The organism is Phenylobacterium aquaticum (assembly GCF_022695515.1).
Classification (GTDB): Bacteria; Pseudomonadota; Alphaproteobacteria; order Caulobacterales; family Caulobacteraceae; genus Phenylobacterium; species Phenylobacterium aquaticum.
In genome coordinates, this window is the sequence record NZ_JALDPT010000035.1 from 16,938 (window position 1) to 35,660 (window position 18,723).

Here is an 18,723-nt window from a genome sequence, read left to right on the forward strand (position 1 = left end):
ACTAATGGCTATCGATTGAGGCCGCAACGCGGCTGGCGGATGACGCCTCGACACCCTAGTTTGCGCCCATGCCTGACGCCTCCACAACCCTGCCGCCTCTGAAGGTCCTCCTGGCCACGCCGCGCGGCTTCTGCGCCGGGGTCGACCGCGCCATCCAGATCGTCGAGCGCGCGATCGAGAAGTACGGCGCGCCGGTCTATGTGCGCCACGAGATCGTCCACAACCGCCACGTCGTCGACCGGCTGAAGGCGCTCGGCGCCGTCTTCGTCGAGGAGCTGGACGAATGCCCGGTCGACCGGCCGGTGGTGTTCTCCGCCCACGGCGTGCCCAAGGCGGTGCCGGCCGAGGCCAAGGCGCGCCAGATGCTCTATCTCGACGCCACCTGCCCGCTGGTCTCCAAGGTCCATGTGGAGGCCCAGCGCCACTATGACGCCGGCCGCGAGATCGTGCTGATCGGCCATGCCGGCCATCCCGAGGTGGTCGGCACCATGGGCCAGCTGCCGGAGGGCTCCGTCGCCCTGATCGAGACCGTCGAGGACGCGCGGGCCTTCACCCCGAAGAACGCCGCCAATATCGCCTTCGTCACCCAGACGACGCTGTCAGTGGACGACACGGCCGGCGTCGTCGCGGCGCTGCGCGAACGTTTCCCCACCATCGCCGCCCCGCACAAGGACGACATCTGCTACGCCACCACCAACCGCCAGGAGGCGGTGAAGACCATCGCCGCCAAGAGCGACGTGGTGCTGGTGATCGGCTCGGCCAATTCCTCCAACTCCGTCCGCCTGGTGGAGGTCGCCAAGCGCGAAGGCGTCACCCGCGCCCACCTGATCGACGACGCGACCAAGCTGGACCTCGGCTGGATCACGGGCGCAGCCACGGTCGGCGTCACCGCCGGCGCCTCCGCCCCCGAGGTCCTGGTCCAGGGCGTCATCGACCGCCTGGCCGAGACATACGCCGTCGAGGTGGTGGAGGTGGATGCCGCCCGCGAGACGGTCAGCTTCAAGCTGCCGCGGGTCTTGGCGGGGTAATCCCAACCCAGCGCCTCAAGCACGCGTGAAATCGACGAATTTCTGGCAAGGCTAAGCGCGGGCTACGACGTTCCGAAGCCAGGCCGTTAAGGTCGCCAAATCAGCATCGCCGCTCGCCAATCCCAGCATCGCGGCCGTCGCATCATCGTCGGCCGCGACAAGCATCAGGCCGTTGTCGTCCAGGAATTGACCCATCGCCACAAAGGCGACGCGCTTGTTGCCGTCGATGAAAGGGTGGTTGCCGGAGATCGCGGCCGCATAGGTCGCGGCAAGCTCAACGAGATCGTCACAGCCTTCGTAATGGAAGCGGTTGACGGGCCGAGCCAGGGCGGACTCCAGCAGGCCTTCGTCGCGGACGCCGAAGGCGCCCCCGGAGGCGACGACGATATCTTCGTAGAGGGCCAGGACCAGCTCTCGGTCCAGCCAGATCGGCTCTGACACGGCGAGCCTACTTCGCCAGTTCGTCGAGGGTCTTCTTGTACCGGCCAATAAAGGCGCGACCGCGCTCGCGGCGCGCCTCGAAGGACATGTCGCGCTTGGCGAGCGTCACCTCGCCTTCGCTGGACTGTTCGGCATAGAGGGTCCCGCCCTCGGCGACGCCAAGAGCCTCGCGCAGCTCCTCGGTAAGAACCACCGCGAGCTCATCACCGATCTTCGTGACCTTGAGGGCGACCATGTTCGTCTCCAGAGCGTCCGAAAGTAGCACAGCCGGTGCGGCGCGTCTTGACCCTGCGCCCGACCTCGCCCATGCCCGCCGGACCATGGCCGTCTACACCGACATCACCGACGAAGAGCTCACCACCCTGCTGGCCGGGTTCGACCTCGGCGCGCCGCTCGCCTTCAAGGGCATCGCCGAGGGGGTGGAGAACTCCAACTTCCTGCTGGAGACCGAGGCCGGGCGCTACATCCTGACGGTCTATGAGAAGCGGGTCCGTGAGGACGAGTTGCCGTTCTTCCTCGACCTGATGCGCTGGCTGGCCGACCACGACTATCCCAGCGCCGCGCCGGTGCCGGACCGCCAGGGCCGGATGCTGCAGCGGGTCCGCGGCAAGCCCGCGGTGATCGTCGAGTTCCTAACCGGCCTGTCCGTGCGCCGCCCCACAGCCGCCCACTGCCGCGAGGCCGGAGAGGGTCTGGCCCGGCTGCACCTCGCCGCCCAGGGCTTTCCGGGCAAGCGCGCCAATGATCTGGGCCAGGCCGCCTGGGCGCCCCTGTTCGCGCGACTGGGCAAGGAAGCCGAGGCGCTGAAGCCGGGTCTGGCCGCCGTGATCCAGGGCGACCTCGACCATCTGGCCGCCCACTGGCCCAAGGGCCTGCCCGAGGGGATCATCCACGCCGACTTCTTCCCGGACAATGTCTTCTTCCAGGGACCGAAGTTCGCCGCCGCCTTCGACTTCTATTTCGCCTGCGTCGACGCGCTCGCCTACGACATCGCCGTGGCGCTCAACGCCTGGTGCTTCGAACCGGACGGCAGCTTCAACATCACCAGCGCGCGCGCCATGCTCACCGGCTATGAGCGCCATCGGCCGCTGTCCGCCGCCGAGCGCGCCGCCCTGCCGATCCTCGCCCACGGGGCGGCCATGCGCTTCTTCCTGACCCGGCTGAACGACTGGGGGGCGACGCCCGCCGGCGCCCTGGTGCGGCCCAAGGACCCGCTGGAGTATGAGCGCAAGCTCGCCGTCCACCGCGAGGCGCCCGATCTGGTGCTGTTCGGAGCCGGCGCGTGACGCCGGACGTCGTGGTCTATACCGACGGCGCCTGCTCGGGGAATCCCGGGCCCGGCGGCTGGGGCGCGATCCTGATCTGGGGCGGCCAAGAGAAGGAGCTGTGCGGCGGCGAGGCGCCCACCACCAACAACCGCATGGAGCTGATGGCCGCCATCCAGGCCCTGGAGGCGCTCAAGCGCCCCTGCAAGGTCGAGCTCCACACCGACAGCCAGTACGTCAAGAACGGCATCACCGAGTGGATCCGCGGCTGGAAGGCCCGCGGCTGGAAGACCGCCGACAAGAAACCGGTCAAGAACGACGACCTGTGGAAGCGCCTCGACGAAGCGCGCCTGCGCCACGAGGTCGCCTGGCGCTGGGTCAAGGGCCACAGCGGCCACGTCATGAACGACCGCGCCGACGCCCTGGCCCGCAAGGGCCTGATCGAGGCCAAGCCCGCCCGCGTCTAGGCTTCGGACCCCATCACTTCCGCTCATCCCGGCGAATGCCGGGACCCAGATCCCAAGGCGGGTCGGCGGATTGGACATGCTCCGCGCCCCTGGAACCCATATCTGAGCCCATCCATCTGGATCCCGGCCTTCGCCGGGAGGAGCGGAGTTGCATCACAGTCCGGGTCAGCCCGTGTTGGCGCCGCACCTTGACCTTGGTCCCGACGCTCCCCATCTCGTTCACGACTGAACGAATGGAGGCGCAAATGTCGCCCGTCTCGGCCCGGAACCTCGCCCCCCAGAACCTCGCCTATGTCGAGGTCTTCAATGAAATCGGCGCGATCAGCTATTTCGTGCGCCAGACCGTGGTCAAGCGCCTGCCGCCGGGCATGACCTACGCCCACTTCGAACTGCTGAACTATCTGATGCGCTATGGCGACGGCCAGACCCCGGCGGAGCTCGCCCGCGCCCTGCTGCTGACCAAGGGGGCGCTCACCGCCATCCTGCAGAAGCTTCAGGCCAAGGGCTATGTGGCCGTGCTGGGCGACGTCTCCGACAAGCGCAAGAAGCGCGTCCGCCTCACCCGCGATGGGCTTGAGGCCCAGTCCTGCGTGCTGCGCGGCATGAAGGACAAGACCGAGGCCCTGCGCGACGGCTTCACCGACAACGAGTTCCGCCAGGCCCTGCCCTTCCTGAAGGCGCTGCGCACCTTCCTGGTCGAGGCCCACGAGGACGCGGCTAACGCGCCGGCCGAACCCTTAGTCGCGAACCGCTGACGCCGGTCACCTCGACCTCAACCCCGGCGGCGAGGTCGCTGGCTTCGTCCAGCTCGGCGGCCCATTCCTTGCCGTCGATGAACACCCGGCCGGCCCCGGCCGCGAAGGCGTGCGACGCCTTGCCGTGATGACCGATCAGCCGGCCGATATTGTCATTGATGTCGGCGACCTCGCCCGGATCCCGCGGCGGCCAAAACCGGCGGGCGACGAAGGTCGTGACGATGGTCAGGCCGGCGAACACCAGGCATTCGACCGGCCAGCCCAGGTCCGCGCCCAGGCTCAGCACCGCCGTCGCCGCGGCGCTGGCGGCGGGCCAGAGCAGCCAGCCCGTGCCGCCCACCACCTCGATCGCCAGCAGGGCCGCGCCGACCGCCGCCCAGACCCAGAAGGGATTGGCGAAGGCCAGCTCCATCACCCCGCCCACCGGCTCAGCTCCCGCCCTTGGGCTTGGGCCGCGCCTCGGCCTGGCCGGCCTGGGCCGAGCGGACCAGTTCGCCGACGCCTGCGATGGAGCCGACCAGAGAGGCCATGTCGGCCGGCACGATCACCGTGCGCTGCTGCGGGCTGTCGGCCAGCTTGGCGAAGGCCTCGACATATTTCTGGGCGACGAAATAGTTCACCGCATTGACGTCGCCCTTGGCGATGGCCTCGGAGACCAGCTCGGTCGCCTTGGCCTCGGCGGCGGCGGAACGCTCGCGGGCCTCGGCGTCGCGGAAGGCGGCCTCCTTGCGGCCCTCGGCCTGCAGGATCGCCGACTGCTTGGAGCCCTCGGCCCGGGTGATGGCGGCCTGCTTCTCGCCGTCGGCCTCGGTGATCACCGCGCGGCGCTCGCGCTCGGCCTTCATCTGGCGGGCCATGGCGTTGGTGATGTCCGGCGGCGGCTGCAGGTCCTTGATCTCGATCCGCGCCACCTTCACCCCCCAGGGGCTGGTCGCCTGGTCGATGACATCCAAGAGCCGGGTGTTGATCTGGTCGCGCTGGCTCAGCACCTCGTCCAGCTCCATGTTACCGACCACGGTCCGCAGATTGGTCATGGTCAGCTGGGTGATGGCGAAGTCGAGATTGGTCACCCGATAGGCCGCCTGAGAGGCGTCCATCACCTGGATGAAGACGATGGCGTCCACCTGGACGGTGACATTGTCCTTGGTGATCACCTCCTGGCGCGGCACGTCGAGCACCTGCTCCATCATGTTGATGCGCCGCCCCACGCTCTCGACGAAGGGGGTGAGGAAGCTGATGCCGGGCTTGAGGGTTCGGGTGTAGCGGCCGAACCGCTCCACCGTATATTCGCGCCCCTGGGGCACGATCTTGATGGCCCCCAGCACGATGGACAGGGCCAGGATCAGGAAGACCACGGAAACGATGAGCGACATGACAACCCCTCCGGGAAGGAGCGGTGACCTTAGCGCGGGGCGGGCCGGCTCGCTACGGGGGTATGACCCAGGTCGGCGTTCATGTCCTTGAGGGTGGGCGGCGGGTCGCCCTGGACCTTGTTCATCACCTGAGACAGCTGGGCGGCGAGGCTCTGGCCCCGGGCGGCGGTGGCGATCTCCGCCCGGCGGGTCGCCCCGGTGCAAGTCGGAAATTCGCCCTGGCGGGAGGCGAAGCCGGTATTGAAGCTCTCCTTCAGCCGGCGGTCCAGCGCGGCGTCGGGCTGCTCGGTGTCGACCAGGCGGATCATCCGCGTCCGCCAGTACTGGTCGTCCTCCCCCTGGCAGGCCTGGCGGAGCGCATGGGCCTCGCCCAGCACATAGGCCAGGTCGACCAGGGACTGGCGCACCGCCGGCGTCCGGTCCTGGGACTGGGCCAGGGCCTGGGGCGCGAGGGCCGTGGCGGCCAGGACGAGGGCGATCAGCGGAAGACGCATGGCCGGGACCTTAAGGGCGATGAGCCCGCCTTGTCACGACGCCGCGCGCGACAGGCGAAGCCTTGGCGCCCCGCCGCGCGGTCTGGTAGCCAGGGCCCATGCGCAAGTTCGCCCTGATCATGGCCCTCTCCGCCGTCGCCGCCTCGGCCCAGGCCGCCTCGCACAAGGCGGCCGCCAAGCCCGCCGCGCCGAAGTCCGAGGCCGCCAAGCCGATCGACGCCCGCGACCCCGCCGCCCTGATGGGGGTGCTGGCGGGCATGGGGGCGAAATCCACGGCCGCCAAGAGCCCGGCCGGCCGGGTGCTGGTCACCATCGAGACCCCCGGCGGCGGCTTCGGCCTGCAGTTCGTCGACTGCGACGCCACGGGCAAGGCCTGCCACGGCCTGGCCTTCTCCACCGCCTTCGACCGCAAGGGCGCGACGCTCGCCCAGCTGAACAGCTTCAACCGCGACCAGGTCGTCTGCCGCGGCTTCCTGGGCGAGGATGGCCGGCCCAACATCGTCTATTCGACCCTGCTCAGCCCGCGCATGTCGACCGAGGATCTCAAGGAACAGATCGGCGTCTGGCAGGGCTGCCTGGCGACCTTCGCCGAGTTCACCACCGACCCGGCCGCCTTCCTCTCCAAGCCTGACTAGACCTCGCGCGCCCAGGGCGCGGTCGACAGCCGTTCGGCCAGGAAGTCGTGCAGCACCCGCACGCGCGCAGGCCTCAGCCGTCCTGGCGGGCTGACCAGGTGCAGGGCCCCGACCTGGGTCTGCCAGTCGCACATCACCGCCTCCAGGGTCCCGTCGCCCAGTTCGGGCCAGACGATGAATTCCGGCTGCAGGGCCAGGCCCAGCCCCGCGGTGAGCGCCGGCACCAGGGCGTCGGCGTTGTTCACCTTCATCGGCCCCGAGACCGAGACCGCCTGCTCGCCGTGCTCGGCGTGATGGAACCGCCAGACCTCCGGCGTGAGCGCATAGGCATAGGTGAGCGCCTGGTGCCAGACGAGGTCGCGCGGATGCTCCGGCCGGCCGTGGGCGGCGAAATAGGCCGGCGACCCCACCAGCACGATGCGCACGGCGGAGAGCCGGCGCGCCAGCAGGGAGGAGTCCGGCAGGGTCCCAATCCTCAGGCCCAGGTCGAATCCGCCCGCGACCAGGTCGACCCGCTCATCCGACAGAGAGATGTCCACCGAGACCTCGGGATAGAGCTTCAGGAACTCCGGCAGCAGGGGCGCGACATGGCGCAGGCCGAAGGACATCGGCGCGGCCAGGCGCACGGGGCCGCGCGGCGTGGTCGCCTGGGCGGCGGCCTCGGCCTCCACCGCCTCGCCCTCGGCCAGGATCCGCTGGGCGCGCTCCAGGGCGATGCGGCCGCTCTCGGTCAGGGACAGCTTGCGCGAGGTGCGATGGAACAGGTTCGAGCCCAGCCGCTGCTCCAGCCGGGTGATCGCCTTGGAGACGGTCGCCTTGGACAGCTCCAGTTCGTCCGCCGCCCGCGAAAAGGCGCCGGTCTCGGCCACCTTGGCGAACACGGCCCAGGCCTCGAAATCCGGAAGTCGCGCCATGTCAGTTTTGGAAACAATACATTTCCATCGTTTCTATTTCGAATATCCCAGGGTCGTCTATCTATTCCTCAACAGCGGCGGCCCCGACGGGTCGCCCCTCTCCAGGAGGACATGACATGATCGAAGTTCGATCCTTTGAAAGCCTCGGCGGCGCCAACCACGGCTGGCTCGACGCCAAGCATCACTTCTCGTTCGCCGACTATCACGATCCCAAGCGCATGGGCTGGGGCCCGCTGCGGGTGTGGAACGACGACACCATCGCCCCCAATTCCGGCTTCCCGCCCCACCCGCACGCGAACATGGAGATCATCACCTATGTCCGCAAAGGCGCGATCACCCACCAGGACAGCCTGGGCAACAAGGGCCGCACCGAGGCGGGCGACGTCCAGGTGATGAGCGCTGGTTCCGGCATCCGCCACGCCGAGTACAATCTGGAAGACGGCGAGACCACCCTGTTCCAGATCTGGATCCTGCCCAACAAGGCCGGCGGCCAGCCCTCCTGGGGCGCACGTCCCTTCCCCAAGGGCGAACGGGCCGGCAAGTTCGTGACCCTGGCCAGCGGCGTGGACGGCGAGACCGACGCCCTGCCGATCCGCACCAATGGCCGCGTCGTGGCCGCCACGCTCAAGGCCGGCGAGACCGCCGAATATGAGCTGGGCGCCGACCGCTACGGCTATCTGGTGCCGGCCACCGGCAAGGTCGAGGTCAACGGCGTGACGCTCAACACCCGCGACGGCGCCGCCATCCGCGACGTCGAGACCCTCAAGGTCACCGCGCTGGAAGACGCCGAACTCGTCCTCGTCGACGCCGCCTGATCCCCTCCGACCGAACCCAAGCCCTGGACCGGGACCGCGCTCCCCCGCGGTCCCGGACCGACCCTGACACCCAAGATTCTGGAGACCTCCCCATGGCCAAGATCCTCGTCCTCTATCACTCGACCTACGGTCACATCGAAACCCTGGCCGAGGCCGTCGCCGAGGGCGCTCGCGCCACCGGCGCGACCGTCGACATCAAGCGCGTGCCGGAAACCGTGCCGGAGGAGCTCGCCAAGAAATCCTTCTACAAGCTGGACCAGGCCGCCCCGATCGCCACCCCGGCCGATCTCGCCAACTACGACGCCATCATCGTCGGCGTCGGCACCCGTTTCGGCCGGATGTCCTCGCAGATGGCGGCGTTCTGGGACCAGGCCGGCGGCCTGTGGGCGTCCGGCGCCCTGAACGGCAAGGTCGGCGCGGTCTTCACCTCCAGCGCCACCCAGCACGGCGGCCAGGAAACCACCGTCGTCTCGACGATCGTCCAGCTGATGCACTTCGGCCTGGTGATCGTGGGCCTGCCCTACGCCTTCCAGGGCCAGATGACGCTGGATGAGATCACCGGCGGCAGCCCCTATGGCGCCTCGACCATCACCGGCGGCGACGGCTCGCGTCAGCCCAGCGCCAATGAACTGGAAGGCGCGCGCTTCCAGGGCAAGCACGTCGCCGAGATCGCCGCCAAGCTGGCCGGCTGATCCCGAATCATCGTCCTGCCCCGACCCTCCCCCCAGAGGGGCAGGATCCGCGGGCGGAGAGGTCCGCACACACCCCTCTCCGACCCGCAAGAGAAGGCGCCTCCCGCCCCCGGGAGGCGCCTTTTTCATGGCCCCGGGGCGCCGAGACGCCCTCCGGAATGAGGTATTATAATACCGCAATCCGCCTTAGGGAGACCTGTTCAACAACTGAGTGAAGTCGCCCGGGTGAAGGGCTCAGGCCCCGACCGTGGCGCGCAGCTTGGCGACCTTGTCGATGGCGGTCTCGGCCTCGGCCATGATCCGCGCGACGATCTCGCCGGCCGGCAGGACGTCATGCACGCCGCCGGCCGACTGGCCCATGGCGAAGCAGGACTTGTCGGCGTCCAGGCCCTCGATCTGGCCGCCGATGCCGCCCATCACCCCGGTCCGGCTCGAATGGATCGCCTGCATCGGGAAGGGCTGGATATCGCCCGGACGGCTTTCCCAGTCGGCGACATAGGGGTTCTTGCGCACCCGCATCGGCTTGCCGGAATAGCAGCGCGTGCGGACCGTATCCTCGTCGGTGGAATCGACGATGGTCTGGCGATACATCTCGCCGGCATGGGCCTCGGTCGAGGCGATGAAGCGGGTGCCCATCCACACGCCGGTGGCGCCGAGCGCGAGCGCCGCGGCCAGACCCCGGCCGTCATAGATGCCGCCGGCGGCCACCACCGGGATCTTCACCTCGTCCACCGCCTGGGCGACCAGGGGCAGGGTGCCGACCAGGCCGGTATGCCCGCCGCCCTCGCCGCCCTGGCAGATCACCGCGTCGCATCCGGCCTGCTCGGCCTTCACGGCGTGCTTCACCGCCCCGCAGACCACCATGACCTTCAGGCCCGCCTTCTTCAGCTTCTCCATGATCGGCATGGGCACGCCCAGGCCGGCGACGAAGCTCGAGGCGCCTTCCTCGATGATGATCTCCACCGCCGCCGTCAGGCTCTCCGGGCTGGCGGCCAAGAGGTCGACGCCGAACGGCCCGTCCGTCAGCTTGCGCACCTGGCGCATCTGCTCGCGGATGAAGTCCGGGGTGCAGCCGGCCATGCCGAGCACGCCATAGCCCCCGGCGTTGGTCACCGCCGCGGCGAGCTCGGCGTAGGAGACGCCGCCCATCCCCGCCAGCATGATCGGGCGCTTGACGCCCAGCAGGTCGCAAAGGGGTGTGTGCAGGCTCATGGAAATCCTCCCAAATATTCTTGGCCCAAATCTATGGCCGGGAGGATGGCGCCGCGCGCCGCCAATGGAAACGGTGACGCTGGGTGAGCCTCAGAACAGGGCGGTCAGCTTGTCCACGAAACCGCGCGCCCAGCCCTTGAAGCTGAGGCCTCGGGTCCAGTCGGCGCGGTGGTCCGGATGGGTGAAGTATTCCCAGAGCAGCAGCCGCTCATAGAGCGCGTACAGCGGCGCGCGGTCCTGCGGCGCGGACCCGCCGCCGCCGGCGTCGCGATAGGCCGCGATGAGGGTCGCGGTCAGCGCCGGGTCCTGGGTGAGATAATTGGCCGCCTGCCGGCAGAGATCGGCCTCGCCCGCGCCGAAGCAGGACGTCATCAGGTCCACCACCCCGGTGATCGCCCAGCGACCCTCCCGGCGCTCGGCCAGCAGATTGTTGAGGCTGAAGTCGTTGTGCAGATAGACGGCGGCCCCCCCGTCGCCCGTCCCCGCCGCCCGGGTCAGGATCGCCTCGATCCAATCCCAGTCTCGACTGTCGAGCGCCCCCGACCGCTCGGCCTCGCCTGCGCTGCGGCGAACCTCGCCGATCAGATGGGCCGTATGGCCGCCCTCGAAGGGCCGGATGGTCCCGCTCCCCAAGTCGAAATCCCCCGCCGCCTCCCAGGTCAGGGCCTGCAGCGCGGCCAGGGTCTCGCCCTGCAGCCGGGCGATCTGCCGCCGGTCCTCGGCCGAAAGGCTATCGATCACCGCGGGGTCCGCCAGGGCCTGGCCGGGCAGCCGACGGGTCAGGACATAGGGCCAGCCGAAGATCTCGGGAGAGGTCTCCAGCCATTGCGGCCAGGCGACCGGCGCGGTGGTCCGCTCCGCCAGCAGGCGGGCGAAGAACACCTCCTTGGCGAACTGCTAGTCCCCATGCTGCGCGCCACGGAAGACGAACTCGCCCCGGCTGGTGGCGAGCACCACGTTCTGGCCGAACAGGCCGAAGGGCACGGGCGTTGCCGCCTGCAGCACGCCCAGGTCCAGCCGGTCGAGCGCCTGCTGGAACTGGGCGTCCGAGATCTCGCCGAGGCGCTCGGAATAGAAGATCAGAACACCCCGTAGCCGCCGTCGATCAGCACGCTGTCGCCGGTGTGGAAGCTCGACGCGTCGGAGGCGAAATAGACCGCCATGCCGCCGAAGTCCTTGGGCTCGCCCCAGCGGCGCATGGGCACGCGCTTGATGACATTGTCGTTGAACTTGTCATTGCCCTGGGCGCCCTCCGTCATGTCGGTGGCGATCCAGCCGGGCAGGATGCAGTTGGCGCGCACGCCATAGCGGGCGTGCTCCACGGCGATGGCGCGGACCATGGGGATCAGGGCCCCCTTGGTGGCCGCATAAGCCTCGTTGCGCGGCGCGCCGTCGAGGGCCGAGAGCGAGGAGATCGCCACCAGCGAGCCGCCGCCCGGGCGGTGATCATGTGCTTGCAGGCCTCGCGGAAGGTGAAGAACACCCCGTCGAGGTTCACCGCCAGGACCTTGCGATAGGTCTCGGTCGAGAATTCCGAGAAGGACGGCGCGCCCATGCCGATGCCGGCGTTGGCGATCACGGTGTCGACCCGGCCCATCTTGGCGACCGCCTCGACCATGCCGGCGGCGACCGCATGCTCGTCCGAGACATCGACCACCTGGGTCAGGACCCGCACGCCCAGGGGGGCGAGCTTGGCCTCGGCGTCGGCGTTCTTCTTGGGGTTGGAGCCCCAGATCACCACGTCGGCGCCGGCCTGGGCCATGGCCTCGACCATGCCGAAGCCGATGCCGCCATTGCCGCCGGTGACCAGCGCCACCTTTCCGGTCAGATCGAAGGGCTTGTAGGTCATGTGCGTGTCTTCCCCAGCAGGACTTTGTTGGGGATGGAATGGCCCCATTCCCTGGGGGAGCGTCAACCCCCGCCCGGCGCCCGCCGTTTGACTTACCCGAGGGAGGCGCGGGTCTCCTGGTCCGGACGGCCGCTCAAGACGGCCCCAGGAGGACACCCGCCATGATCACCCTCTATGACCACCCGCTCTCGCCCTACGCCCAGAAGGTCAAGATCGCGCTGCGCGAAAAGGGCCAGGCCTTCGAGACCAAGATGCCCGGCGGCCTCGGGGCCGGCGGCGCCCAGGGCGACTTCGTCCGCGCCAGCCCCCGCGCCGAGGTGCCGGCCCTGGTCGACGGCGAGGTCGAGATCTTCGAGTCCACCATCATCCTGGAATATATCGAGGACCGCTGGCCCGCCCCCGCCCTGCTGCCCGCTTCCCCCGCCGACCGCGCCCGGGTGCGGATGCTGGAGGAGGTGATGGACACCCACTACGAGGCCATGAACTGGGGTCTGTCGGAGATCTACTGGTTCGGCCGCGCCGAGGGAGAACTGCGCGACACCCTGCTGGCCCGCGCCGCCGAACAGACCCGCGGCTTCTTCTCATGGCTGGAAGGCCAGCTGGGCCACCGGCCCTGGTTCAATGGCGAGAGCTTCGGCTGGGGCGACCTGTCCGTGGTCCCCTATGTCAACGGCTCCGTCGGCCACCGCCTGCCGCCGGAACCCGGCTCGAAGCTGGCCGAATGGCTGGCCCGCGCCAACGCCCGCCCCTCGGTCGCCGCCACCACAGCCGAGGCGGCGCAAGCCGCGCGGGCCTCGGCCATGCCCAACGCGGCCGAGTTGGTGAAGCAGGGCCTGTTCAAGCGCGAATACCGCGACCACCGCCTGGAATGGATGATCAAGAGCGGCGGGGCTCAGGTCGTCATCGACGGCCTGGCCCGCGACAATATCCGCTTCAGTCCGGACTTCGGCTGACCCTATTGCAGACGGGCGGCGAAGGCGTCGACGACGGCGTCGCCCGTATATTCCGCGACCTTGGGCTTCACGATCTGCTTGGCGAAGTCCGAGGTGATGTAGCGGAAGTGCGGCTGCTCGGCCTGGGCGGCCTCCAGGATGATGCCGGCGATGTCGTCGCCGGTCTGTCCGAACTGGGCGAAGACGCCTTCCGACGAGCCCATATATTTGGCGATCATGGCGTCATAGGGCGGCTGGAAATTGGCCAGGCCCGCCGCGCTCACCGCCCGGACATTCGCGACGAACTCGGTGTTGATCGGGCCGGGTTCGATCAGGCTCACCGCCACCCCCATGCGCCGCGCCAGGGGCGCGAAGCCCTCCATCATGCCCTCGACCGCAAACTTGGCCGCGCAATAGGCCTCGTTGAACGGCTGGCCGATCAGGCCGCCGACGCTGGTCACCGAGATGATCCGGCCCGTCCCGCGTTCACGCATGTGCGGGAACACCGCCTTGGTGGTGTTCCAGACCCCGAAGAAATTGACCCCCATGGTCCGCTTCAGGTCGGCGTCGCTGGTCTGTTCCAGACTGCCCAGGAAGCCCGCGCCCGCATTGTTGACCAGCACGTCGATGCGGCCATAGCGCTTCAGGGTCCGCTTCACGCAGCCCTCGATGGAGCTGCGGCTCTGCACGTCCAGCCGATCGACGCGCAGCTTCACGCCCGCCGCCTTGGCCGCCTCCTTCAGAGCCTTCTTCTTGGTGGTGTCGCGCATGGTGGCGACCACCTCATAGCCCGCCTTGGCGAACCGGATGGCGGTGTAGAGCCCCACCCCGGTCGAGGTCCCCGTGATCAGGACCGTCGGCTTATCCTTCGTCTCGACCTTGGCCATGACGCATCTCCCCCCGTGTTTTTATCTGGCGCGACCATAGCCGAAAGCGGCGCGGGCTCTAGCCCGCCAGCACGCCTTCGATCGCGGTCTGCAGCTGGCGGCCATAGATCGGCTTGAACAGCACCGCGGCGGGATGGTCCTCCTGGATGCGGGCCATGGTCGCCGGCTCCCGCGAGCCGGTGATGAAGATCACCTTCGAACCCACCGACAGATGGATGGCGAGCGCCGCGTCCACCCCGTCGCCCTGCCCCTTCAGCCTCATGTCCATCAGCACCACGCGAGGGCGGAACTGCTTGGCCATGGCGATCGCGTCCAGCGCCGTGTCGGCGGTGCCGCAGACCTGCATGCCCAGGTCCTCGAGCTGCATCTTCAGGCTGGCGGCGATCAGGAACTCGTCCTCGACCACCAGGACACAGTCCTCAAGTTGGCTCATCACGCGTTCGTCCAGGTCAGTCATGTTCGCTCCGGCGTCCTCAGAGTGATTTCGGTCACAAGTCCAGGCGCGTTGCGCGTGGTCATTTCCCCGTCGAGTTGCCCGACAAGTCCCGCGATGATGATCGATCCGAGCCCCGCGCCGCCGCCGTCATTGGCGACGCGCCCGGGTCCGTCGTCCGCCACCGACAGCAGCACCCGGCCATCTGGAGACGGCCTGCAGGAGACCATGATCCGGCCGCGCCCGTCGCGCAACGCATGCTTCAGGGCGTTGGTCACCAGCTCGGTCACCAGCAGGCCCAGCGGAATGGCGAAGTCGAAGTCCACCTGCAGGGGCTCGACATCCAGGTCCAGGCTGACCGCGTCATGGTCTCCGCCGTCCAGGATGTTGCGCACCAGCTCCTGCAGGAATGGGCCCAGGTCGAAGGTCTCGAGATTGGTCGACGCCATCAGCTGGTGATGCACGAGGCCGAGCGCATAGACCCGGCTGCGCAGGCCGGCCAGGGCCTCGGCCGCCGTCGGATCCTTCAGCTGCCGGGCCTGCATCATCACCAGCCCGTCGACGATCTGCAGGTTGTTCTTCACCCGGTGATAGACCTCCCGCAGCAGCAGATCGCGCTGGGCCAGGGTGGCGCGCAGCTCGACCTCGGCCAGGGCGCGCTGGGTGGTGTCCATGATGATGCCGAGCACCCGGGTGGGCGCGTCGGTCTTGGGATCGCGCTCGACGATCGCGCGCCAATGGGACTGCCAGCCCCACGCCCCGTCGGGACGGCGCACGCGATACTCCATCTGCACCACGTCCTTGGCGCCCTCGCGCACGGCCTTGACCGCGGCGTCGCGCACCGGCCGGTCGTCGGGGTGGATCCTGGCGACCCAGCCGGCGAACTCCGGCCCATCGAGGGGCAACCAGATCTCCGCGGGGACCTGGCCCCAGGTCATGGCCGAGGCCCGCTCGTCCAACCGCGCCTGGCCCTTGGCGAAATCGATCTCCCACACGCCGATCTGGGCGCTCTCCACGGCCAGGCGCAGACGCGCCTCATATTCCCGCGCCGCCAGCTCCGCCTTGCGACGTTCGTCGATGTTCTCGATCACCGCATAGGTTCGAATGGGCACGCCCTGGTCGTCGCGGACCACGCTGGCGGAAATCCGCGCCCAGACGGGAGTGCCGTCCCGCCGGCGATAGGGCTTCTCGCGGATATAGACCTGCGCCTCGCCGGACATGAGGCGCCCCCAGGCCAGCCGGGCCCCCTCGTCGTCCTCAGGGAAGCTCAGGTCCCAGGCGTTGGTTCCGACCAGATCCTCCGGCTCGTAGCCCAGCATGTGGGCGAAGGCCGGATTGACCCGCTGGATCACGGCGCTGACCGGCTCGGCCAGCACCTTGCCCACGGCGGCGGATTCGAAGCTGGTCCGATACTCGGCCTCGCTGGCCGCCAGGGAGCGCAGGGCGTCGTCACGTTCCGACAGGATGGCGCCGAGGCGGGGGACCATCGGCCAGAAGGCGATGACCGCCGCCACATCCAGGCCCATGGCGAGCAGCCGGATCACGCTCTCCAGGGCGCTCGGCGGCGTACCCGGCGTCGTCGCGGCCATGGCCTGGGACAGGGCGGTGACCAGGGTGGCCGCTCCGATCAGGCGGACGATGGGGCGTTCGATCAGGTCGCGCCGGATCCGGGTGAGCCAGATCAGCGCCGCGAACAGGGACAGGCAGGCCAGGCCGACGATCAGGTCTGAGACGACCTGAAGCGCCGTCAGGGTCCTGGCCATCTGCGGGTGGACCGCCGCCGCGCCGATCGGACTGAGCAGCCAGTTCCAAAGCCCCACGCCGACCCGTCCCCCTGTGCAGCGCCCCCGGTCCGGGTCACGGATCAGGGGCGGCCTCACTTGACGGTTGTAGAAGAGATGTATCGCGCCGATAGGTCAATGGCCTGGCGCCCGGCCGTCAGGTGGTGGGCGGCGCGCTCCCGTGACCGATGTGGCCGGAGCCCGAGATATCGGTCTGCAGGTCGGCCGGATGGGTCAGGAGATCGACCCGGCCGTCGCCGGAGACGTCGATCTCGGCCTTGGCCTTGGGGGCGATGATCGCCTCGCCCGAGCCCGAGATATCGACCTTGGCCGCCTCGGCCTCGACCTTGCCGAGATCGGCCCGGCCGGAGCCGGCGATGTCGACCATGACCGTCTTGGCCTGGCCCGACGCCGTGGCGTCGGCCGAACCGGATATGGTCAGGTCGAGCTTGTCCTGGCGATAGCCGGCGATGGTCAGGTGCTGGTCGCCCGACAGGTCGAAGCGCGAGACCGCCGGGGCCTGAAGGGTGATGGTCAGCCTCGCCACGTCGTCCAGGTCCCGGTCGAAGCCGATATGGCCGTCGCGGATCACCAGATGGTCGAGCGCCGACTTCGGGCCGGTGACCGTCAGCTTGGCGGTCGCCCCCTGGGTAAAGGCGATGTCGGCCGGCGCCGAGACGTCCAGCAGGTCGCCGCCCGGCCAGGCGAAGTCGCGGGTGACGGCGGGGCCGAAGTCGCCCACGTCCGCCTCGTCGTCCCCGCCGCTTTCGACCCTCCAACCATGGCCGTGCCAGTCCTGATGACTGAACTCGTGGCCGAAGCGGCGGATGGTCCAGTCATGGATGCCGAAGGGCCCGCCCATGATGCCGAAGGCGCCGGCGATGGAGACGATGCAGACCAGGAAGCCGACGACGGCGACGATGGTGAGTGTGCGGATCACGACAGGCCCCCCTGAGGCTCAAGCGCCGGCTTCAGAAGCCGCATGTGCAGGCGGCCGTACCAGACCAGCCCGTTGACGAAGGCGATGGTCACCAGGGTGGTGACGGCGCCGATCGAGGTCGCCCCGGCCATGACGCCGAGCCCCGCCAGCATGACGGCCGCGATCTCGTGGCCCTGGCCGATGAACGGACCGGCCGCGAACAGGAACCCGCCCACTCCGAAACAGGCGACCGCCGCGATGGCGAAACCGAACAGGGTGCCGGCCACCGACAAGAGGATCGGCAGCAGGATCAGCACGTCCAGCGCCCCCAGGCCCAGCACCGCGAACACGGCGTTGGCGGCGGCGGAAGGATTGCGTTGCTCCTCCCAGCGCTTGAGGTCGGCCTCGGCCCGAAGCTCACGGGCCAGCCGGCCCGGATCGCCCAGGGCCGCGGCCACATCGGCCTCGCTGCGCCCGGCGGCCTCGCCCTCGGCGAAGTGCGCCTCATAGTCGGCGGCGATATCGTCGATCGCCTTCTGCGGCAGGCCGCGCAGGCCTTCGCGCAGACGCGACATGAACACCTGGCGGCTCATTGCGCGCCTCCCAGAATGTCGTTCACGGCCTGGGAGAAGGCGGTCCATTCCGCCTTCTGGGCCGCGAAACTGCTCTGACCGGTAGCGGTCAGCTTGTAATATTTGCGCGGCGGACCCGACGAGCTCTCGACCAGATAGGTGTCGACCAGGCCATCGGATTGCATGCGGCGCATCAGGGGGTAGATCGTGCCCTCGCCCATTTCGATCCCTTTGGTGAGACGGCTCGCGATTTCGTAGGCGTAGGCGTCGCCGCGCGCGAGCAGCGCGAGGACGCAGAGCTCAAGCACGCCCTTTTTCAGCTGTACCTGGACCGCTTCAGTCACGAGGCCTTGCTCCTTCTTCAACGAGGAGATGGGTATCGCAAGGTACCGTGCGGTGCAAGGTACCTATCCATGAACAATAGTTCATGGATAGGCGGCGCGCCGATTGTAGGAGCTCAGCCCTTCTTCGCGGCCGAGGGCGGCGGGGGCTGGGGCCGGGAGAAGACCCACTCGGCGTCGGTCGAGGCGGACGGCTGGAAGCGATAGCCCTCCGCGTCGAAGGCCTTGAGGTCGACGGCCTTCTCCAGCCGATGGTCGATGGCGTAGCGGGCCATCAGGCCGCGGGCCTTCTTGGCGAAGAAACTGATGATCTTGGCCGAGCCGTCCTTCTCCTCCAGGAAGCGGACATTGATCACGGGCGCCTTGAGCGCCTTCAGGTCCACCGCCCCGAAATATTCCCCGCTGGCGCAGTTCACGAGCATGCGGTCCTTGTGGCCGACCAGCGCCTGGTCCAGCGCCGTGGCGATCCGGTCGCCCCAGAAGGCGTAGAGGCTGGGCCCGCGCTGGGTCTTCAGCCGCGTGCCCATCTCGAGCCGATAGGGCTGGATGGCGTCCAGCGGCCGCAGCAGGCCGTAGAGCCCCGACAGGATCCGGACATGCTCCTGCGCATAGGCCAGGCCTTTCTTGTCCAGTTCGCGCGCCTTCAGCCCCGCATAGACGTCGCCATTGAAGGCGAAGGCGGCCTGCAGCCCGTCCTCCATGGCCGGATCGAAGGCCTGGAACCGCTCGCGGTTCAGCTGGGCGAGGTTGTCGGACAGGTCCATCAGCCGCTTCAGCTGGGCGGTGGTCAGCTTGCGGGTGGTCTTGTCCAGCTCGGCGATGTCGGCGGCCATCTCCGGCGTGGTCGCGGCGACGGCCTGGGCGGGCGGCGTGAAGTTCATCGCCTTGGCGGGCGACAGCACGATCAGCATGGACGAG

The 18,723-nt window shown here is 68.9% G+C and carries 25 protein-coding genes; 8 read left to right on the forward strand and 17 right to left on the reverse strand.

The genetic code is table 11. The features are described from left to right. Nucleotides 1-68 precede the first annotated feature (68 nt). Complete coding sequence (ispH, locus tag MQH10_RS20915; RefSeq protein ID WP_242565918.1) at nucleotides 69-1,028, forward strand: 4-hydroxy-3-methylbut-2-enyl diphosphate reductase; 960 nt, start codon at nucleotides 69-71, stop codon at nucleotides 1,026-1,028. Between the two features lie 51 nt (nucleotides 1,029-1,079). Here ispH and MQH10_RS20920 read toward each other — a convergent pair whose 3' ends face one another. Next, entirely contained in the window at nucleotides 1,080-1,469 is a 390-nt protein-coding gene (locus MQH10_RS20920; RefSeq protein ID WP_242565919.1) for a type II toxin-antitoxin system death-on-curing family toxin, read from the reverse strand. Between the two features lie 7 nt (nucleotides 1,470-1,476). Continuing rightward, complete coding sequence (locus MQH10_RS20925) at nucleotides 1,477-1,704, reverse strand: AbrB/MazE/SpoVT family DNA-binding domain-containing protein (RefSeq protein ID WP_242565920.1); 228 nt, start codon at nucleotides 1,702-1,704, stop codon at nucleotides 1,477-1,479. Between the two features lie 85 nt (nucleotides 1,705-1,789). Between MQH10_RS20925 and thrB the strand changes: the two genes are divergently transcribed. From thrB to MQH10_RS20940, 3 genes are all read left to right on the forward strand, one after another. Then, a complete protein-coding gene (gene thrB / locus MQH10_RS20930) occupies nucleotides 1,790-2,755 on the forward strand; it encodes a homoserine kinase (protein WP_242565921.1) in 966 nt (321 codons plus the stop codon). Further along, on the forward strand, nucleotides 2,752-3,201 hold the full coding sequence (rnhA, locus tag MQH10_RS20935; RefSeq protein ID WP_242565922.1) for a ribonuclease HI: 450 nt from the start codon (nucleotides 2,752-2,754) through the stop codon (nucleotides 3,199-3,201). Before thrB ends, rnhA begins: the two co-directional genes overlap by 4 nt. 245 nt (nucleotides 3,202-3,446) lie before the next feature. Beyond that, entirely contained in the window at nucleotides 3,447-3,956 is a 510-nt protein-coding gene (locus tag MQH10_RS20940; protein ID WP_242565923.1) for a MarR family winged helix-turn-helix transcriptional regulator, read from the forward strand. On the opposite strand, the gene MQH10_RS20945 is transcribed toward MQH10_RS20940, so the two are convergent. From MQH10_RS20945 to MQH10_RS20955, 3 genes are read right to left on the reverse strand one after another with little or no spacing between them, the layout of a single operon-like run. Further along, complete coding sequence (locus MQH10_RS20945; protein ID WP_242565924.1) at nucleotides 3,919-4,380, reverse strand: NfeD family protein; 462 nt, start codon at nucleotides 4,378-4,380, stop codon at nucleotides 3,919-3,921. The genes MQH10_RS20940 and MQH10_RS20945 overlap by 38 nt on opposite strands. Before the next feature lie 4 nt (nucleotides 4,381-4,384). Continuing rightward, nucleotides 4,385-5,329 carry an SPFH domain-containing protein gene (locus MQH10_RS20950; protein WP_242565925.1) on the reverse strand — a complete coding sequence of 315 codons (945 nt, stop codon included), beginning with the start codon at nucleotides 5,327-5,329 and terminating at the stop codon, nucleotides 4,385-4,387. A 29-nt stretch (nucleotides 5,330-5,358) separates the two neighbouring features. Next, nucleotides 5,359-5,823 (reverse strand): TIGR02301 family protein, encoded by a 465-nt coding sequence (locus MQH10_RS20955; protein ID WP_242565926.1) that lies wholly within the window; start codon nucleotides 5,821-5,823, stop codon nucleotides 5,359-5,361. A 98-nt stretch (nucleotides 5,824-5,921) separates the two neighbouring features. On the opposite strand from MQH10_RS20955, the gene MQH10_RS20960 reads away from it, so the two are divergent. Further along, a complete protein-coding gene (locus tag MQH10_RS20960; RefSeq protein ID WP_242565927.1) occupies nucleotides 5,922-6,458 on the forward strand; it encodes a YbjN domain-containing protein in 537 nt (178 codons plus the stop codon). Here MQH10_RS20960 and MQH10_RS20965 read toward each other — a convergent pair. Beyond that, nucleotides 6,455-7,372, reverse strand: a complete 918-nt coding sequence (locus MQH10_RS20965) for a LysR family transcriptional regulator (protein WP_242565928.1) — start codon at nucleotides 7,370-7,372, stop codon at nucleotides 6,455-6,457. The genes MQH10_RS20960 and MQH10_RS20965 overlap by 4 nt on opposite strands. 116 nt (nucleotides 7,373-7,488) lie before the next feature. On the opposite strand from MQH10_RS20965, the gene MQH10_RS20970 reads away from it, so the two are divergent. Both MQH10_RS20970 and wrbA read left to right on the forward strand, forming a co-directional pair. Next, nucleotides 7,489-8,187, forward strand: coding sequence for a pirin family protein (locus MQH10_RS20970; protein WP_242565929.1), 699 nt, complete (start codon nucleotides 7,489-7,491; stop codon nucleotides 8,185-8,187). Between the two features lie 92 nt (nucleotides 8,188-8,279). Then, on the forward strand, nucleotides 8,280-8,879 hold the full coding sequence (wrbA, locus tag MQH10_RS20975; RefSeq protein WP_242565930.1) for an NAD(P)H:quinone oxidoreductase: 600 nt from the start codon (nucleotides 8,280-8,282) through the stop codon (nucleotides 8,877-8,879). A gap of 234 nt (nucleotides 8,880-9,113) precedes the next feature. Here the strand turns inward: wrbA and MQH10_RS20980 are convergent, their stop codons facing one another. The 4 genes from MQH10_RS20980 to MQH10_RS20995 form a co-directional block, all read right to left on the reverse strand. Then, nucleotides 9,114-10,091, reverse strand: a complete 978-nt coding sequence (locus tag MQH10_RS20980) for an NAD(P)H-dependent flavin oxidoreductase (RefSeq protein ID WP_242565931.1) — start codon at nucleotides 10,089-10,091, stop codon at nucleotides 9,114-9,116. Nucleotides 10,092-10,181: 90 nt separating this feature from the next. Beyond that, a complete protein-coding gene (locus MQH10_RS20985; RefSeq protein WP_242565932.1) occupies nucleotides 10,182-10,973 on the reverse strand; it encodes a phosphotransferase family protein in 792 nt (263 codons plus the stop codon). 197 nt (nucleotides 10,974-11,170) lie between these two features. Next, the gene (locus MQH10_RS20990; protein ID WP_242565933.1) at nucleotides 11,171-11,512 is read right to left on the reverse strand and encodes an SDR family NAD(P)-dependent oxidoreductase; all 342 of its coding nucleotides are present in this window, start codon (nucleotides 11,510-11,512) and stop codon (nucleotides 11,171-11,173) included. After that, on the reverse strand, nucleotides 11,437-11,940 hold the full coding sequence (locus MQH10_RS20995) for an SDR family NAD(P)-dependent oxidoreductase (protein WP_242565934.1): 504 nt from the start codon (nucleotides 11,938-11,940) through the stop codon (nucleotides 11,437-11,439). Before MQH10_RS20995 ends, MQH10_RS20990 begins: the two co-directional genes overlap by 76 nt. 161 nt (nucleotides 11,941-12,101) lie before the next feature. Between MQH10_RS20995 and MQH10_RS21000 the strand changes: the two genes are divergently transcribed. Then, on the forward strand, nucleotides 12,102-12,893 hold the full coding sequence (locus tag MQH10_RS21000) for a glutathione S-transferase family protein (RefSeq protein WP_242565935.1): 792 nt from the start codon (nucleotides 12,102-12,104) through the stop codon (nucleotides 12,891-12,893). Between the two features lie 2 nt (nucleotides 12,894-12,895). Here MQH10_RS21000 and MQH10_RS21005 read toward each other — a convergent pair whose 3' ends face one another. The 7 genes from MQH10_RS21005 to yaaA form a co-directional block, all read right to left on the reverse strand. After that, nucleotides 12,896-13,759: an SDR family oxidoreductase gene (locus MQH10_RS21005; protein ID WP_242565936.1), complete on the reverse strand. Its 864-nt coding sequence runs from the start codon at nucleotides 13,757-13,759 to the stop codon at nucleotides 12,896-12,898. 58 nt (nucleotides 13,760-13,817) lie between these two features. Then, entirely contained in the window at nucleotides 13,818-14,216 is a 399-nt protein-coding gene (locus MQH10_RS21010) for a response regulator (RefSeq protein ID WP_242565937.1), read from the reverse strand. Further along, nucleotides 14,213-16,012, reverse strand: a complete 1,800-nt coding sequence (locus MQH10_RS21015; RefSeq protein WP_242565938.1) for a sensor histidine kinase — start codon at nucleotides 16,010-16,012, stop codon at nucleotides 14,213-14,215. Before MQH10_RS21015 ends, MQH10_RS21010 begins: the two co-directional genes overlap by 4 nt. Nucleotides 16,013-16,130: 118 nt before the next feature. Next, nucleotides 16,131-16,913, reverse strand: a complete 783-nt coding sequence (locus MQH10_RS21020; protein WP_242565939.1) for a GIN domain-containing protein — start codon at nucleotides 16,911-16,913, stop codon at nucleotides 16,131-16,133. Continuing rightward, nucleotides 16,910-17,485, reverse strand: coding sequence for a DUF1700 domain-containing protein (locus MQH10_RS21025; RefSeq protein WP_242565940.1), 576 nt, complete (start codon nucleotides 17,483-17,485; stop codon nucleotides 16,910-16,912). Before MQH10_RS21025 ends, MQH10_RS21020 begins: the two co-directional genes overlap by 4 nt. Continuing rightward, nucleotides 17,482-17,808, reverse strand: a complete 327-nt coding sequence (locus tag MQH10_RS21030) for a PadR family transcriptional regulator (RefSeq protein WP_242565941.1) — start codon at nucleotides 17,806-17,808, stop codon at nucleotides 17,482-17,484. The genes MQH10_RS21025 and MQH10_RS21030 overlap by 4 nt, the downstream gene beginning before the upstream one ends. Before the next feature lie 113 nt (nucleotides 17,809-17,921). Beyond that, nucleotides 17,922-18,716 carry a peroxide stress protein YaaA gene (gene yaaA, locus MQH10_RS21035; protein WP_242565942.1) on the reverse strand — a complete coding sequence of 265 codons (795 nt, stop codon included), beginning with the start codon at nucleotides 18,714-18,716 and terminating at the stop codon, nucleotides 17,922-17,924. Between the last annotated feature and the right edge of the window lie 7 nt (nucleotides 18,717-18,723).

Coding starts and splice junctions, on each gene's coding strand:
- ispH (WP_242565918.1), top strand. CDS start 69: ATGCCTGACGCCTCCACAACCCTGCCGCCTCTGAAGGTCCTCCTGGCC.
- MQH10_RS20925 (WP_242565920.1), bottom strand. CDS start 1,704: ATGGTCGCCCTCAAGGTCACGAAGATCGGTGATGAGCTCGCGGTGGTT.
- thrB (WP_242565921.1), top strand. CDS start 1,790: ATGGCCGTCTACACCGACATCACCGACGAAGAGCTCACCACCCTGCTG.
- MQH10_RS20940 (WP_242565923.1), top strand. CDS start 3,447: ATGTCGCCCGTCTCGGCCCGGAACCTCGCCCCCCAGAACCTCGCCTAT.
- MQH10_RS20950 (WP_242565925.1), bottom strand. CDS start 5,329: ATGTCGCTCATCGTTTCCGTGGTCTTCCTGATCCTGGCCCTGTCCATC.
- MQH10_RS20955 (WP_242565926.1), bottom strand. CDS start 5,823: ATGCGTCTTCCGCTGATCGCCCTCGTCCTGGCCGCCACGGCCCTCGCG.
- MQH10_RS20960 (WP_242565927.1), top strand. CDS start 5,922: ATGCGCAAGTTCGCCCTGATCATGGCCCTCTCCGCCGTCGCCGCCTCG.
- MQH10_RS20965 (WP_242565928.1), bottom strand. CDS start 7,372: ATGGCGCGACTTCCGGATTTCGAGGCCTGGGCCGTGTTCGCCAAGGTG.
- MQH10_RS20970 (WP_242565929.1), top strand. CDS start 7,489: ATGATCGAAGTTCGATCCTTTGAAAGCCTCGGCGGCGCCAACCACGGC.
- wrbA (WP_242565930.1), top strand. CDS start 8,280: ATGGCCAAGATCCTCGTCCTCTATCACTCGACCTACGGTCACATCGAA.
- MQH10_RS20980 (WP_242565931.1), bottom strand. CDS start 10,091: ATGAGCCTGCACACACCCCTTTGCGACCTGCTGGGCGTCAAGCGCCCG.
- MQH10_RS20995 (WP_242565934.1), bottom strand. CDS start 11,940: ATGACCTACAAGCCCTTCGATCTGACCGGAAAGGTGGCGCTGGTCACC.
- MQH10_RS21000 (WP_242565935.1), top strand. CDS start 12,102: ATGATCACCCTCTATGACCACCCGCTCTCGCCCTACGCCCAGAAGGTC.
- MQH10_RS21005 (WP_242565936.1), bottom strand. CDS start 13,759: ATGGCCAAGGTCGAGACGAAGGATAAGCCGACGGTCCTGATCACGGGG.
- MQH10_RS21010 (WP_242565937.1), bottom strand. CDS start 14,216: ATGACTGACCTGGACGAACGCGTGATGAGCCAACTTGAGGACTGTGTC.
- MQH10_RS21025 (WP_242565940.1), bottom strand. CDS start 17,485: ATGAGCCGCCAGGTGTTCATGTCGCGTCTGCGCGAAGGCCTGCGCGGC.
- yaaA (WP_242565942.1), bottom strand. CDS start 18,716: ATGCTGATCGTGCTGTCGCCCGCCAAGGCGATGAACTTCACGCCGCCC.